Genomic DNA, 13,944 nt, shown 5'->3' on the forward strand with positions numbered 1-13,944 from the left:
CCCAGCGCTTTTTTTAGAATCAGGTTTTTCTCTTCCAAACGTTTAATTCGCTTGGATTGAGCCTTGGCTTCGTCAGCAGTTAAGCCGTTAACAGGCGACTTTTGACTGCCAGAGACCCATTTTAAAATAGTAGAATAACCAACACCATATTCCTTAGCTAATTCTGATGCCGATTTAATTTTGTGCTGATATAAATCAATAATATTTTGCTTGAATTCGGCAGGATAGCGTTTTGCCATTATGAAACCATCCCTTCTTAATTAAGAAATAATTTTACACTCTCACAAAAATTGTCTCAAGTTTTATACTAGCTCCAAGTTAACTCAGCTTGTAAGATTTGATTAATAGCTGTTTCAAGTTGTTGGCGAAAAAGTTCTTTAACATCGCCATTTGATAATAGAGTTTTGGTTAAATCTTTGGTAAACTGTTCCATGGGGAATTCCTCCGTTTTGGTTTGACGATTTAATCATACGGGGAAGGGATTCCCTTTTCAATAGGATTTTTATTCATTTACACAAACTATTTTACGTTCTCTAAATGATGAACGTGAATTAACTAGAGAAACATTTGACCTTGATCTTTTTCCTATATAATAGATTCAGTATAGAAGCTAGGGTGGTGGTGATTCCTAGACAAAGGGGTAACCTTAGAAACTATAAATCCTATCCATGTCCCTATTACTTTCCTAAACATATTGAGATTTATTATTTCAACCGCTAGAGAATCATACTAATTTGTTTACTACTCAAACAGTAGTATAATGTGAGTAGTTAATGAAAGAGAGGCGAGCAATCATGGCAGTTAAAGAAAAGAAAAGAATTCAAGTTCAGATAGATAAAGACTTGGCCGACAGTACCGAAGCAGTTTTAAATGAATTAGGTTTAAACCCAACGACAGCTATTAACATGTTTTACAAGCGAATCGTGGCTAATGGGGCATTACCTTTTAAGGCGGCTTTAACTGAAGAAGAAAGAGCTAATCTACGTTTTTTAAAAGCTACCGAAGATATACCGGTAACTAAATTTAAAGATGCTAAAGAAGTCACCGATTGGCTCAATGATCCAGATGAAGACTAATGATCTAATTAGTATGTATGTTAGTTTTGTAGAAACTAAGGGTGGCAAGACTCGACCAGTATTAATTCGTAAACTATCAGCGCAAACAATCGAAGCTTTTAAAATAACTAGTAAGTATCAAAATAAATCAACTTATATCAAACAACAATATTATCCGATTAAAGATTGGCAATCAGCCGGATTAAATCGACCTTCATGGGTTGATCTTGGCAATCTTTATAGTTTCCCAAAAGCTGGTTTGAAATTTAAAGAAATTGGCCATTTAAGTAAATTAGATCAAGTCGGAATTGCCAACTTTGCTCTCAGCTTAAAAAGTAAAAGAAGGGGCAAAAGTCAAAAGGCAATTCATCAACGACCAAGTAAAAAAATTCAATGAAATAAGGCAAAGTTTACACAAAAGATCAAAAGTAGTTAAGGGATTGATTTTGCTAAGCAAAACCCAGAAGTTAAATCAAAAATTAATTCAGAAAATAAAAAAGGTTCTTCTGCAAGTGGTACTGATAAGTAATTATTCGATTTACAATTAAAATTGGTATGCTTTAAATGATTAGGTTAGCTATTTTACAGAATAGCTAATTTTTTTATATTGTCTTTAGACTTAGCTGAGTTTGCTTGCATGTTACATGTGAAACAAAAAATCCATCTGCTGTGCGGTTTGAAAAATTAGAGATTAAATCAATTTAAATGATGAGGATCTCTATGTATAGGTGTGTTCTTGTTTAAAAGTTAATTAGTAGGTACCACGTTTGAATTTGCCTGAAAAAGTTAACAAAGACGGTAAAAATACTTAGGCTACAAAGCTAAGACATTAAACGCTTAAAATTGTAGCTTGTTTTTTGAAAAAAGTTATTATATTTTCAAGTAGACGAAAACTATTTCTCGTATATATTTAAAATGCTTATGATACAACAAATTTAGTACAGATTAAGGAGGTACTTAAGTTTAAATTTTTAGATAATTTCTCAAATATAGATAAAACTAAGAGTATCAAAAATTTGCATAAAACAAAATTTTTTAGTCAAACAATGATTCTAGTATGTTCCAGATTTGTCCAAATTCTTGATAAATTCGATTAAAATTTTTTGTTATAACTAAATTACTGGCACTCCATTTTAGTAAATTATCAAATCAGTCGTTATTTATAGTTAACGATATAATCCTTACTAGAATAAAATAATTTCTAGCATAGTTTTCATTTTTATCATCAATTAATAGTAAACTTCAATTCAGGAGAAAATAATGCATTTTTTCAAAAAGAATTTTTTTAATAAACTCAACATGTCGATTATTATTCTTTTTTTGTTTCTTTTTTTAAATTCTATACTTTCTACAGTCGTATCCACATCTTCTTATCTATATAACATTTTTAGTATTATTATCTATGCTTTGTTGGTGTTGCTTATCATTATTACCATTGGTAAAGGTGGAACTAAACTATCCCAAACAACTTTTTTAACTCTCAGAAGCAGACTTTATATCCTTCCCTGCTTAATTTACACCCTAGTTATTGTTGCTTTATCAGGAGCTATAAATAACATTCATATAGTATTAGGATATAAAATTTTTAATGCATTAATTATGTTGTTACTAGGTATATCAATTGGACTATTCGAAGAATTTTACTGTCGCGGCTTACTCTTTAATTTAGCGTTGAGTTATTTGCCAAGTACTAAACATCATTTGCTTTTAACTTCGTTTATCAGTAGTGTGATATTCTCTTTACTGCATTTGCTTAATCTTTCTTCTGGTCAGGATTTCAATGCTACTTTACAGCAATCCTTAATAGCCTTTTCATTAGGTTTTTCATTTGCAGCAATGCGTGTTGCATTCAACGGTATCGTAATTCCAATAATTATACATTCCTTGATAGATATTCAACCTAACATAAATGGAAATATGGTTGCCAACGAGTGGAAAACTATATGCTTGATCTTTTTGCCATTACTTTTACTAGATGTTTTGTGTTTAAATCATTATGATAAAAAGCTACAAAAAGTTTCTGTTGATTAATTTAATTATAAAAAGATCTAGCAATTGACTAAATGTAGAAATCATATCGCTCAAATTTATGAATCAAACTGTGGTGTTGGTGGTTTTTAATATACAAAGGCTAAAGTATTATTAAATTAGATGTTGCATAGGTGATAAAACTCATCTTTAAATCTTTTGTAAAATAGAAAACTAGAGTATGTGCAATTTCCCGGGAAAAATAATTAAGAGACACACACGCTATAATGTCTCGAATTATTTATACTAAAACCCGACTAAATTAAAATGTAATAACTAAAAAAACACTAGTAGTATACTGCTACAAATAGTACTGATAAATAAATCGTGTCTGGTTTAAGGTGATATATTTGCCTTGCCAGCTTTTTTATTTGTGTGAACGAATGTGTTTTGTCTACTCTTCAGAAGTAAACTTTTTGTTTGATCAGATAATTTGTTGTAAATAATTCCTAATCAATCATTGGTTTTTAGCTGTTTGGTGACACTGTCAGGAAAGAGTCGGGTTCATGTCGTGGTACTTATAAATAAAAATGCTATTATAAATTCATGAATAAAAGTTTGGTTGCTAAAATACGTCGGAAGCAAGGATTAACACAAGAACAATTAGCTGATAAATGCAATTTAAGTGTACGCACTATTCAACGATTGGAAGTGGGAAAAGATACAAGTATTAAGACTTTAAATATAGTTGCTAATGCATTTAATGTGCCGATCAGTGATTTATTTGAACAGATAGACGAAAAAGAAAAAAGGGAAGATATTATGAATATAACAAATGAGCAGATTCAACAATCAAGGAATAGAGAAAACGTTCAATCACTTTTTAAAAGATTGACAATATTTACTTTTATTATACTAATGTTAGTTTTAGGCAATTTTATTGAGCAGCAAAATGGTTTTTCCCAAACACTAGAGACTGTTGTTTGGGGATTAGGCTGGATAATCGGATTTACTGTTATCAAATTTGTACGTAATATCTGGCTAGAACCCTATTTGGATCGAAAATATCCACTAACTAAAGGAATGGATGTTATGAAATTAAAAAAATAAGTTTTGAAAGTTGTTTTTAATTTATAAATAGCCTCTAATATCTGAATTATAATAGATATTAGAGGCTATTTATAAAACCATATGCTCAAATTAAAATTAACTTGCTTTAACGGGATAATGTTTTTTAAATTTCAAAGATTAAAGCATGGGAAAAACTATTTAGTAAAATCAACATTCTTAGTTTCACGAACAGTTAATAATGCGACAAAACAAGCAATAGCCATGACAGCCAGATAAAGGCCAACAGATTTGATTCCCCAAGTATTTGCTAACCAAGTAGCAATTGTTGGAGCAAAAGCTGCTCCTAGAATAGCTGCTAAATTATATGAGATACCAGCTCCCGAATAGCGAACTTCAGTTTTAAACAATTCCGGCAAAACAGCTCCAACTGGCCCAAAAGCGACCCCCATTAATGTAAAACCGATTACTAGAAAAGCTGCAGCACCTAGAAAATTACGCTGACCTTGTAGTAAGTATGGGAACATTAACGAGAAGACAACTAAAGCTGCAGAAGATGTTAGTAAAACTCGGCGTCTACCGAATTTGTCGGCTAATTTTGAAGCAAAAACGATTAGGACAGCAAAAACGATGATTGCTCCCATCAATAGAAACAAGTACTCACGATTTGAGAAACCTAGGTTAGTAGTTGCATAAGTTAAAGACCAAGTTGCTAAAGTATAGAATAATGTGTAGGTTACAGCAACGATCAAAGTTCCTTGAATTATTTGTCGCCAGCTAGTTTTAAAAACAGTTAGCAATGGTGATTTAGTAACTTGTTGTTTAGCTTGTGCCAATCTGAAAAGCGGAGTTTCTTGCATTCTGGCTCTAACCCATAAACCAACGACAACTAAAAAAGCTGAGGCAAGGAATGGTACACGCCAACCAAAAGCAATCATTTGAGCTGGAGTGAGCCAAGATTCAAGGACAAAAAATAAACCATTACTTAAGAAAAAGCCTAATGGTGCACCTAATTCGGGAAAAGCCCCATAAAGTGCCCGCCGATCTTCCGGAGCATTTTCAGTTGCTACTAAGGCAGCTCCAGACCACTCGCCGCCTAAACCAATTCCTTGAATAAAACGACAAGTGCATAATAGAACAACTGCTGCTAAGCCAAGAGCATGATAACTGGGTAAAACGCCAATTAAAAAAGTTGCTAATCCCATCAGTAATAACGAAACAACTAATGTTTTTTTGCGACCAATTTTATCACCAAAATGTCCAAAAACAAATGATCCTAATGGTCGAGCAACAAATGCGACCCCAAAAGTTAATAGACTGAGTAAGGTGGCAATGGTTGGAGTTACTTCCGGGAAAAAGACTTTTGGAAAATAAGCAGCTGCAGCAGTTCCGTAGGCGTAAAAGTCAAAAAATTCAATAGCTGTTCCAATCATTGAAGCAAAGATAACTGTTCGGACTGAATCACGAACTAGTTCACTATTGTTACTTGATAGTTTGTTAGATTCTATAACATTATTCATTAAAAACTCCCCCTGAGAATTAGATTAGACCCGATATTTATTCTTTCCTGATTTTTTGAACTTAGCATCTCCCTTTATTTTTTTAGCAAAGAAAAAAACCAAGAGCCTAGACAGCTCTTGGTTCGACCAACGCTGCCCGTTTTTTCGGGCAGCAAACAATGCAGCCCAGATTAACTAATAATCATTGCGCTGATAATAATAATATTAAAAATATTAACTGCATTGTTTGACATTGGTATTCCTTCTTTGCTTTTTTTAATTGTTGGTTAATATACAATGAATCCATAAGCTTGTCAAACCTTTTTTTATTTAATAAATATTTCTGTATTTATTGATTGCTAAAAATAAAATTGCTTCAATAGAGGGACTTTTGGCGAATTTATTTTTCAAAAAAAGTGTTGACAGTTCAAAAAGTTTCTAGTAATATAGCACCTGTGAAATGAAATTACTCTAATTCGATTTTAATTATTAGCTTGGAATAGTTATAATCATGGTTGTCTTAACTGATGTGAAACATGTCGATTGCACTGGATGTTAGTGTTTGGAGGGATGTTCTTGAAGTTAATGTACGAAATGGTTGTTTGTCATCATTGCGGTAAAAAGGTTCCATTAGGTAAATTTTGTACAAATTGTGGAGCTAAGTTTATCGTCAGTAACAGTAAACAAAATTTGTCGGTCGATGTTTGTTTAAATTGTGGTTCTTTAACGCCGGATCGGGTTTATTGTTCTGCTTGCAGATTTCACAAAAATTATGAAAGATTATTTTAAAAAGGGAGGTCAAGTCACATGAAGCGAAAATTGTTAATAAAAAGTCCTTTAGTACACAGCATTATTATCCTAGTCATTAACATGCGCGAGTGTGATTTGATGCCTAGGGTAATTTGAGTTATCCTAAAGGGCGAAAATCCACCGCGAGGACAAACGGTGGATTCTAGACAGCATCCATCGTTATCAGATGGGTGCTTTTTATTTTCTTAAAATTAATTAAGGAGGTGATGCTTGTTAAAATAGTGCTAAAAAATTATTTCTGAGGAGGTGAGCAAGTGTTAGGACAGCTAAAAACTGACGTAACGGTTCGATCAGCTAAAAAAACGGGGGCAGATTTACTTTTAGAAGAATTGGCTAAACAAAAGGTTGAGCTGGTTTTTGGATATCCCGGTGGAGCGGTTTTACCGCTTTATGATTCGATTTATCGCAATTCATTTCACAATATTTTAGTTAGACATGAACAAGCAGCAGTGCACGCAGCTGAAGGATTTGCTAAAAGTACCGGGAAAACAGGAGTAGTGTTTGTGACTTCTGGGCCAGGGGCAACAAATACTATTACTGGTATTGCAGATGCTAAAAGTGACTCAGTTCCTTTAGTGGTTTTTACCGGACAAGTAGGAACGGCTGCCTTAGGTACAAATGCCTTTCAAGAAGCTGATATTGTTTCGATAACACAGCCGCTTACGAAAAAAAGTTTTCAGGTAAAGCATGTTGCTGAATTGACACGTATAGTTCAATTGGCGTTTGATTTGGCTAATAGTGGTCGCAAGGGTCCAGTCGTAGTTGATTTGCCGAAAAATGTGATGCAGGCGACTGCAGAGTCATCATTGTTAAGTACCGCGACTGCTGTTTCACCTAGTTTGGCAAATAAGCCATTGACGACTTTGATTCAAGCATTAAAAAGAGCTAAAAAGCCCTTATTATTACTTGGCGGTGGCGTTGCAGCTGCCCAAGCAGCTAAAGAAACACGCCAATTTGTTGCAAAATATCATTTACCAGTTGTAACTAGTCTATTGGGTTTGGGTGTCATTCCCACAAATTATCCGTTTTTTTTAGGGATGGGTGGGATGCATGGAACATATGCAGCTAATCAAGCGCTGACTGAATGTGATTTTTTATTGAATGTTGGCTCAAGATTTGATGATCGTTTAGTAACGAAGCCAACTGAATTTGCACCAAAAGCTTGGATTGCTCAGATTGATATCGATCCACATGAATTAAATAAAATTGTACCAGTTGATTTAGCAGCGGTGGCCGATGCTAAACAAGTATTTAAGCAACTTTTAGCAGCAGATTTTTCGTTACCTGCAATTACTGATTGGCAGCAGCAATTGCAAGTATGGCAGCAAACCTATCCGTATCATTACCAAATGGAAGCTGGAGTCATTAAACCCCAAGCAGTGATTGAGGAAATTGGCAGATTGACTCAAGGGGAAGCACTGGTAGTCACAGATGTTGGTCAGCATCAAATGTGGGCAGCGCAATACTATCCTTATAGACATCCGCGACAATTAATTACCAGTGGTGGATTGGGAACAATGGGTTTTGGGTTACCAGCAGCGATAGGAGCTAAATTAGCTAATCCACAAAAAGAAGTGGTTCTGTTTGTTGGTGATGGTGGTTTGCAGATGACCATTGAAGAATTAGCTGTAATTAAGCAGTATAACTTAGATTTAAAGATTATTCTTTTAAATAATCAGGCACTTGGCATGGTACGCCAGTGGCAAGATATGTTTTATCAAAAAAGACGTTCCCAAACAATTTTTGACGAACAGCCAGATTTTCTTACAATTGCCCAAGCATATGGAATTAAAAACTTAAAACTTGATCCATCCAATTGGAAAACAACATTGGCAGATGTTTTTTCCCGGCAAAATTGTGTTTTGGCAGAAGCACAAATCCCCCAATTAGAGGAGGTAACTCCGATGGTAGCACCGGGAACCCCTAATCATCAGATGTTGAAGATCAAATAAGTTAATGGACAATTTTTAGTAAAATGGCAGCTGATTAAAAATCAGTTACATCAAAAGTAAGTTAGAAACGTCATGAAAGGTAATCAACGCAAAAAAACTTGATCGCTATCGAGTAAATGCAATTGAAAACCAATCTCAATTTTATTTTACACAATTAAAGTTCAAGATTAAAGTTTTAAAACCAAATAAATAGTAAAAAAACAGGAGGAATTATAAATGAGCGTAGATATGCTATATGACAAGGATGTTACAACCAATTTTTTACAGGGAAAGAAACTAGCTTTTATCGGTTATGGGTCACAAGGCCATGCTCAAGCTAATAATCTGCGAGATTCGGGCTTTGATGTAATTGTTGGTGTTCGTCCCGGAAAATCATTTGATAAAGCAAAAAAAGATGGTTTCCAGGTTTATTCAGTTGCTGAAGCTGCTAAAAAAGCAGATTGGGTACAACTGCTGACACCAGATGAGATCATGCCCGACGTTTACAAAGAACAAGTTGCACCGTACTTGGAAGCTGGTAATGTTTTAGGTTTTTCACATGGATTTAATATCCATTTTAAAGAAATTGTTCCTCCAGCTGGTGTTGATGTTGTAATGATGGCACCAAAAGGACCAGGTAATTTATGTCGGCGGACATATGTAGAAGGTTCCGGAGTTCCAGCACTTTATGCTACTTATCAAGATGCTTCCGGTCATGCTGAAGATTTGGCTAAGGAATTTGCTAAAGGCAACGGCGCTGCTCGTGCCGGTTTATTGAAAACGACCTTTAAAGAAGAAACCGAAGAAGATTTATTTGGTGAACAGAATGTCTTGATGGGCGGAATAACTTCTTTGATCGAGACTGGTTTTGAAGTTTTGGTTGAGGCTGGTTATTCACCAGAATTAGCATATTTTGAAGTAGATCATGAAATGAAGTTGATTTGTGATTTAATCTACGAAGGCGGTTTTGCGAAAATGTATAACGATTGTTCAAATACATCGGAATACGGTTCATATACTCGCGGACCTAAGGTAGTTAATGCTGAATCAAGAGCGGCGATGAAACAAAATTTGCGTGAAATCCAAGATGGAACTTTTGCTAAAGAATTCATGGCTGATTTCCGCAATGGTTTCAAAAAGCTTTATGCCTATCGAGCTGAGATGGAAAAATCACAATTGCAGCAAGTTGGTGAAGAATTACGAGCAAGAATGCCATTTGTTAAAAATGAAGATAAATATAGTGATTAATTCTAGCAGCAACAGTCAATCAGAGATAAACAGTCACTGATTGACTGATACATACAGTATTTTTAATGCAAAGGATGTGAAATTAATGGATGTGCTAACTAAAAATAAATATTTAACCAAAGAAAATGTTGCAGCTGCTGCTACTGTTTTGAAACCAATTGTTGCGCATACACCACTGCAATATAGTGCTTATCTTTCACAAAAGTATCAATGCCGAGTTTATTTAAAACGGGAGGATTTACAAATTGTTCGTTCATTTAAATTACGTGGTGCTTATTATGCAATTGATCAAACACCGCCAACGGTCAGGAAAAAAGGGATAGTTTGTGCCAGTGCCGGCAACCATGCTCAAGGTGTTGCGTGGACTTGCCATCAATTGAATATTCCAGCTACTATTTTCATGCCGACAACGACACCTAAACAAAAGATTTCTCAAGTTCGTTTTTTCGGTCAAGAACAGGTAACGATCAAATTGGTGGGAGATACTTTTGATACTTCCGCTCAAGCTGCGCAAACATATTGTCAGTAATATGGACTGACATTTATTGCTCCATTTAATGATTTACGAATAATGGCAGGACAAGGAACGGCGGCAGTTGAAATTTTTGCTGATGCCCAACAGCAAAAACTACCAATTAATTATCTTTTTAGTGCTGTTGGTGGTGGAGGACTGATTAGCGGATTAGCTGCATACACTAAGGCCGTTAGTCCATTGACACAAGTTATTGGAGTTGAACCGACTGGAGCGGCATCGATGAAAGCCGCCTTTAAAGTTGGGCACCCGTCAACTTTGCCAACAATGGATAAATTTGTTGATGGTGCAGCTGTTAAAACAGTTGGTGAATTAACATATTTGAATGCACACCGGTATGTTGATCATTTGACAACTGTTCCTGAAGGCCATGTTTGCACCACACTTTTAGAACTTTATAGTAAGGCTGCAATTGTTGCTGAACCAGCTGGAGCATTGAGTGTTTCCGCGCTTGATAATTTTCGCACTGAATTAGTTGGTAAAACGGTTGTTTGTATGATTAGTGGTGGTAATAATGACATCGGCCGAATGCAGGAAATTAAAGAGCGTTCATTAATTTATGAAGGCAAGCAATTGTATTTCGTAGTTAATTTTCCACAACGTCCAGGGGCATTAAAAGAGTTTGTTAATCAAGTTTTATCCCCAGATGACGATATTACAAAATTTGAATACACAAAAAAGGTTAATCGTGGGAAAGGACCGGTACTGATCGGAATTCGCTTAGGCAATCGAAAGAATGCAGCCGGACTGCAACAGCGATTGCAGAAGTTTGACCCGCATTATATCAACTTAAAAGAAAATCAGACTTTATATGAAATGCTTGTTTGAGATGAAAGGAGGGCAAACAAATGGACCAAGTGCTCAATTTTGATCATGTCTCGTTCCAACGAGGAACAAGAACGATTTTAAATAACATCAATTGGCAAGTTAAAAAACGAGAAAATTGGGCTATTTTAGGTTTGAACGGGGCCGGGAAAACGACATTGTTAAAAATGATTCACGGGGATATTTGGCCAACAAGCGGTAAATTAACCGTTTTAGATCATCTTTTTGGTCAAACCAATATTCCGCAGTTGCGCCGTAGTATTGGCTGGGTCAGCAACGCGTTACAGGATTGGCTTCATCCGGGAGATTTAGTTGAACAAATTGTTTTATCAGGTAAATTTGCCAGTATCGGTCTTTACGAAAAGTATACGTCATTGGATTTGCAAAGTGCTTGCGAATTACTGATTCGATTAGGTGGTAAAAAACTGTTGGGCAAAACGTATCGAGTACTTTCTCAAGGAGAACGGCAATTAGTACTAATTGCCCGGGCTTTAATGGCAAAACCTAAATTGTTAATCTTGGATGAACCGTGTAATGGGTTGGATTTGTTTGCTCGAGAACGATTACTGAATAAAATTGCCACAATTTCACAATTACCAAATCATCCAGCATTGTTATTAGTATCTCATTATACAGAGGAATTATTGCCATGTTTCACTAACTTGTTGCTGTTGAAAAAAGGGGAAATTTATGCTGCTGGCAGTCGCCAAAGATTGTTAACGGCATCAATGTTGACCAATTTTTACGCGGCACCAATTAGAATAATTGAGGATTCACAGCGAGTAATTATCTATCCCAAATAAATCAGAGGAGTGATTTAAATGAAAAAAGCAGTAGCTACCAAGCAGGCGCCACAAGCGTTGGGACCATATTCGCAAGCAGTTGTCTGTGGAAAAATGGTTTATTGTTCAGGACAAATCGGACTTGATCCAAAAACTAATCAATTAGCAAAAGAAGTTGATCAGCAAGCAAAACAGGCATTGCATAATTTAAAAGCAGTTTTGACTGCAACTGGGACAACCCCAGCGGACGTAGTAAAAGTGACGGTTTTTATGACAAATATTGAGGATTTTCAATTAGTTAACCAAATATACAGTCAATTTTTTGTTGATCAACAATGTTTGCCTGCGCGTTCAGCGGTTGGAGTTCAAGCATTACCAGCTGGGGCATTGGTGGAAATTGAAGCAATTGCACAGAAAAAGAAGGGAAGCAAGTCTAATGAGTGACACTTTAAATTTTTCAATTAATGGTGATGAACTAAAGAAACGCAGCGATACGATTACTGAAGGGGTTGATCGAGCACCTGGACGCAGCTTGTTGTATGCAACCGGTAAAGTAAAAAATCCGGCAGACATGAAGAAGCCGTTTATTGCGATTTGTAATTCTTACATTGAGATTATTCCAGGGCATGTTCATCTACGAGAATTAGCCGAGGTTGCCAAAGATGAAATTCGTAAAGCTGGTGGTGTACCATTTGAGTTTAATACTATTGGGGTTGATGATGGCATTGCTATGGGGCATATTGGTATGCGCTATTCATTGCCAAGCCGCGATTTAATTGCGGATTCAGCTGAAACTGTAATTAATGCGCATTGGTTTGATGGGGTATTATTTATCCCGAATTGTGACAAAATCACACCAGGAATGCTGATGGCAGCAGCTCGGACTAATGTTCCTTCTGTTTTTGTTTCGGGTGGACCAATGAAAGCAGGAATTGATCCCAAGGGGAAAGCGGCTACTTTATCAACAGTTTTTGAAGCAGTAGGTGCTTTTAAAGATGGCAAGCTTAGTAAGGAAGATTTTCTTGAATTAGAGCGTAATGCTTGTCCAGGCTGTGGGTCTTGTGCCGGAATGTATACAGCAAATTCGATGAATTCTTTAATGGAAGCTTTAGGAATGGCCTTACCGTATAATGGAACAGTTTTAGCAGTTTCTCCAGAGCGTCGTGAATTAGTACGCCAGGCAGCTCGCCAGGTAATGTACAATGTCAAACATAATATTCGTCCGCACGACATCATGACCAAAGAAGCATTTGATGATTGTTTTGCATTGGATATGGCAATGGGCGGGTCAACTAATACAGTTTTACATGGTTTGGCAATTGCCCATGAAGCGGGAATTGATTACAGTGAAGAACGGATTAATGAAATTGCTAAAAAAACACCGCATTTGGCAAAAATTGTACCATCATCATCATGGACAATGGAAGACGTTCATCAAGCGGGCGGAATTCCGGCCATTATGAATGAGCTAATCGAAAAGGGTGGAATTTTACACCCAGATCGATTAACTGTTACTGGGAAAACAATCAGAGAAAATGTTGCTGGAGCTCATACTTTGAATCCCCAAGTAATTCGTCCTTTGAGCAATCCTTATTCTGAGCAGGGTGGACTTTCAATTTTATATGGAAATATTGCCCGAGATGGTTCTGTAATTAAAGTTGCAGGAGTAGATCCAGACATCAAACGTTTTGTTGGCAAGGCTGTTTGTTTTGATTCCCATGATGCAGCTGTAGCTGGAATTGATGATGGGACAGTTAAAGCTGGTGATGTAGTAGTAATTCGTTATGAAGGTCCTAAAGGTGGACCAGGGATGCCCGAGATGTTAAATCCTACTTCTGATATTATCGGACGGGGATTAGGACGAACAGTAGCTTTGATTACTGATGGGCGTTTTTCTGGGGCGACTCATGGAATTTGTGTTGGTCATGTTTCACCAGAAGCAGCAGCTGGCGGTGAAATTGCTCTAATTAGAAATGGAGATCAGATCACAATTGATCTTGAAAAACGGACATTAGATGTCGCTGTGAGTCAAACAGAACTCGATCAGCGACGTAAATATCTCAAACCATTTTCACCTAAAGTCCGTTTTGGTTATTTAGCTCGTTACCAATATCTGGTAACTTCAGCCAATACAGGTGGAATTATGAAAGGAGCTAATGAATTGTTTGGTGCAGCAACTGAACAATCAAAAATTGCAAGTCGTGACCAAAAGTAATCGATGAGAAA

The 13,944-nt window shown here is 36.1% G+C and carries 11 protein-coding genes and 3 pseudogenes; 11 read left to right on the plus strand and 3 right to left on the minus strand.

Translation table 11 applies throughout. The features are described 5' to 3' along the window. Together FC89_RS12805 and FC89_RS12910 are read right to left on the minus strand one after the other, a co-directional pair. Nucleotides 1-239 (minus strand): IS3 family transposase (locus FC89_RS12805; RefSeq protein ID WP_057872262.1); only part of this gene is annotated, 239 nt, incomplete at its 3' end. Between the two features lie 77 nt (nt 240-316). Further along, nucleotides 317-433: pseudogene (locus tag FC89_RS12910) on the minus strand (IS256 family transposase); the annotation flags it as partial. A gap of 361 nt (nt 434-794) precedes the next feature. Here FC89_RS12910 and FC89_RS08945 point away from each other — a divergent pair. The 4 genes and pseudogenes from FC89_RS08945 (at nt 795) to FC89_RS08960 (ending at nt 4,133) form a co-directional block, all read left to right on the plus strand. Next, complete coding sequence (locus tag FC89_RS08945; protein ID WP_057872208.1) at nt 795-1,076, plus strand: type II toxin-antitoxin system RelB/DinJ family antitoxin; 282 nt, start codon at nt 795-797, stop codon at nt 1,074-1,076. Beyond that, nucleotides 1,066-1,584, plus strand: a pseudogene (locus FC89_RS08950) (hypothetical protein). The gene FC89_RS08945 and the pseudogene FC89_RS08950 overlap by 11 nt, the downstream one beginning before the upstream one ends. Before the next feature lie 731 nt (nt 1,585-2,315). After that, entirely contained in the window at nt 2,316-3,086 is a 771-nt protein-coding gene (locus tag FC89_RS08955) for a CPBP family intramembrane glutamic endopeptidase (protein ID WP_057872209.1), read from the plus strand. 543 nt (nt 3,087-3,629) lie between these two features. Beyond that, on the plus strand, nt 3,630-4,133 hold the full coding sequence (locus FC89_RS08960) for a helix-turn-helix domain-containing protein (protein WP_057872210.1): 504 nt from the start codon (nt 3,630-3,632) through the stop codon (nt 4,131-4,133). A gap of 155 nt (nt 4,134-4,288) precedes the next feature. Here FC89_RS08960 and FC89_RS08965 read toward each other — a convergent pair whose 3' ends face one another. Continuing rightward, complete coding sequence (locus FC89_RS08965) at nt 4,289-5,611, minus strand: MFS transporter (RefSeq protein WP_057872211.1); 1,323 nt, start codon at nt 5,609-5,611, stop codon at nt 4,289-4,291. Between the two features lie 555 nt (nt 5,612-6,166). On the opposite strand from FC89_RS08965, the gene FC89_RS08970 reads away from it, so the two are divergent. The 7 genes and pseudogenes from FC89_RS08970 (at nt 6,167) to ilvD (ending at nt 13,933) form a co-directional block, all read left to right on the plus strand. Next, on the plus strand, nt 6,167-6,379 hold the full coding sequence (locus tag FC89_RS08970) for a hypothetical protein (RefSeq protein WP_057872212.1): 213 nt from the start codon (nt 6,167-6,169) through the stop codon (nt 6,377-6,379). 275 nt (nt 6,380-6,654) lie between these two features. After that, on the plus strand, nt 6,655-8,352 hold the full coding sequence (gene ilvB / locus FC89_RS08975) for a biosynthetic-type acetolactate synthase large subunit (RefSeq protein WP_057872213.1): 1,698 nt from the start codon (nt 6,655-6,657) through the stop codon (nt 8,350-8,352). A gap of 216 nt (nt 8,353-8,568) precedes the next feature. Next, on the plus strand, nt 8,569-9,579 hold the full coding sequence (gene ilvC / locus FC89_RS08980) for a ketol-acid reductoisomerase (protein WP_057872214.1): 1,011 nt from the start codon (nt 8,569-8,571) through the stop codon (nt 9,577-9,579). Nucleotides 9,580-9,664: 85 nt separating this feature from the next. After that, nucleotides 9,665-10,939, plus strand: a pseudogene (ilvA, locus tag FC89_RS08985) (threonine ammonia-lyase IlvA). A gap of 20 nt (nt 10,940-10,959) precedes the next feature. Next, nucleotides 10,960-11,739, plus strand: a complete 780-nt coding sequence (locus FC89_RS08990) for an ABC transporter ATP-binding protein (RefSeq protein WP_057872215.1) — start codon at nt 10,960-10,962, stop codon at nt 11,737-11,739. An 18-nt stretch (nt 11,740-11,757) separates the two neighbouring features. Further along, nucleotides 11,758-12,162, plus strand: a complete 405-nt coding sequence (locus FC89_RS08995) for a RidA family protein (RefSeq protein ID WP_057872216.1) — start codon at nt 11,758-11,760, stop codon at nt 12,160-12,162. Next, nucleotides 12,155-13,933 (plus strand): dihydroxy-acid dehydratase, encoded by a 1,779-nt coding sequence (gene ilvD / locus FC89_RS09000; RefSeq protein WP_057872217.1) that lies wholly within the window; start codon nt 12,155-12,157, stop codon nt 13,931-13,933. The genes FC89_RS08995 and ilvD overlap by 8 nt, the downstream gene beginning before the upstream one ends. Nucleotides 13,934-13,944 lie beyond the last annotated feature (11 nt).

The organism is Liquorilactobacillus ghanensis DSM 18630, assembly GCF_001435235.1.
In the GTDB taxonomy this organism is placed as follows: domain Bacteria; phylum Bacillota; class Bacilli; order Lactobacillales; family Lactobacillaceae; genus Liquorilactobacillus; species Liquorilactobacillus ghanensis.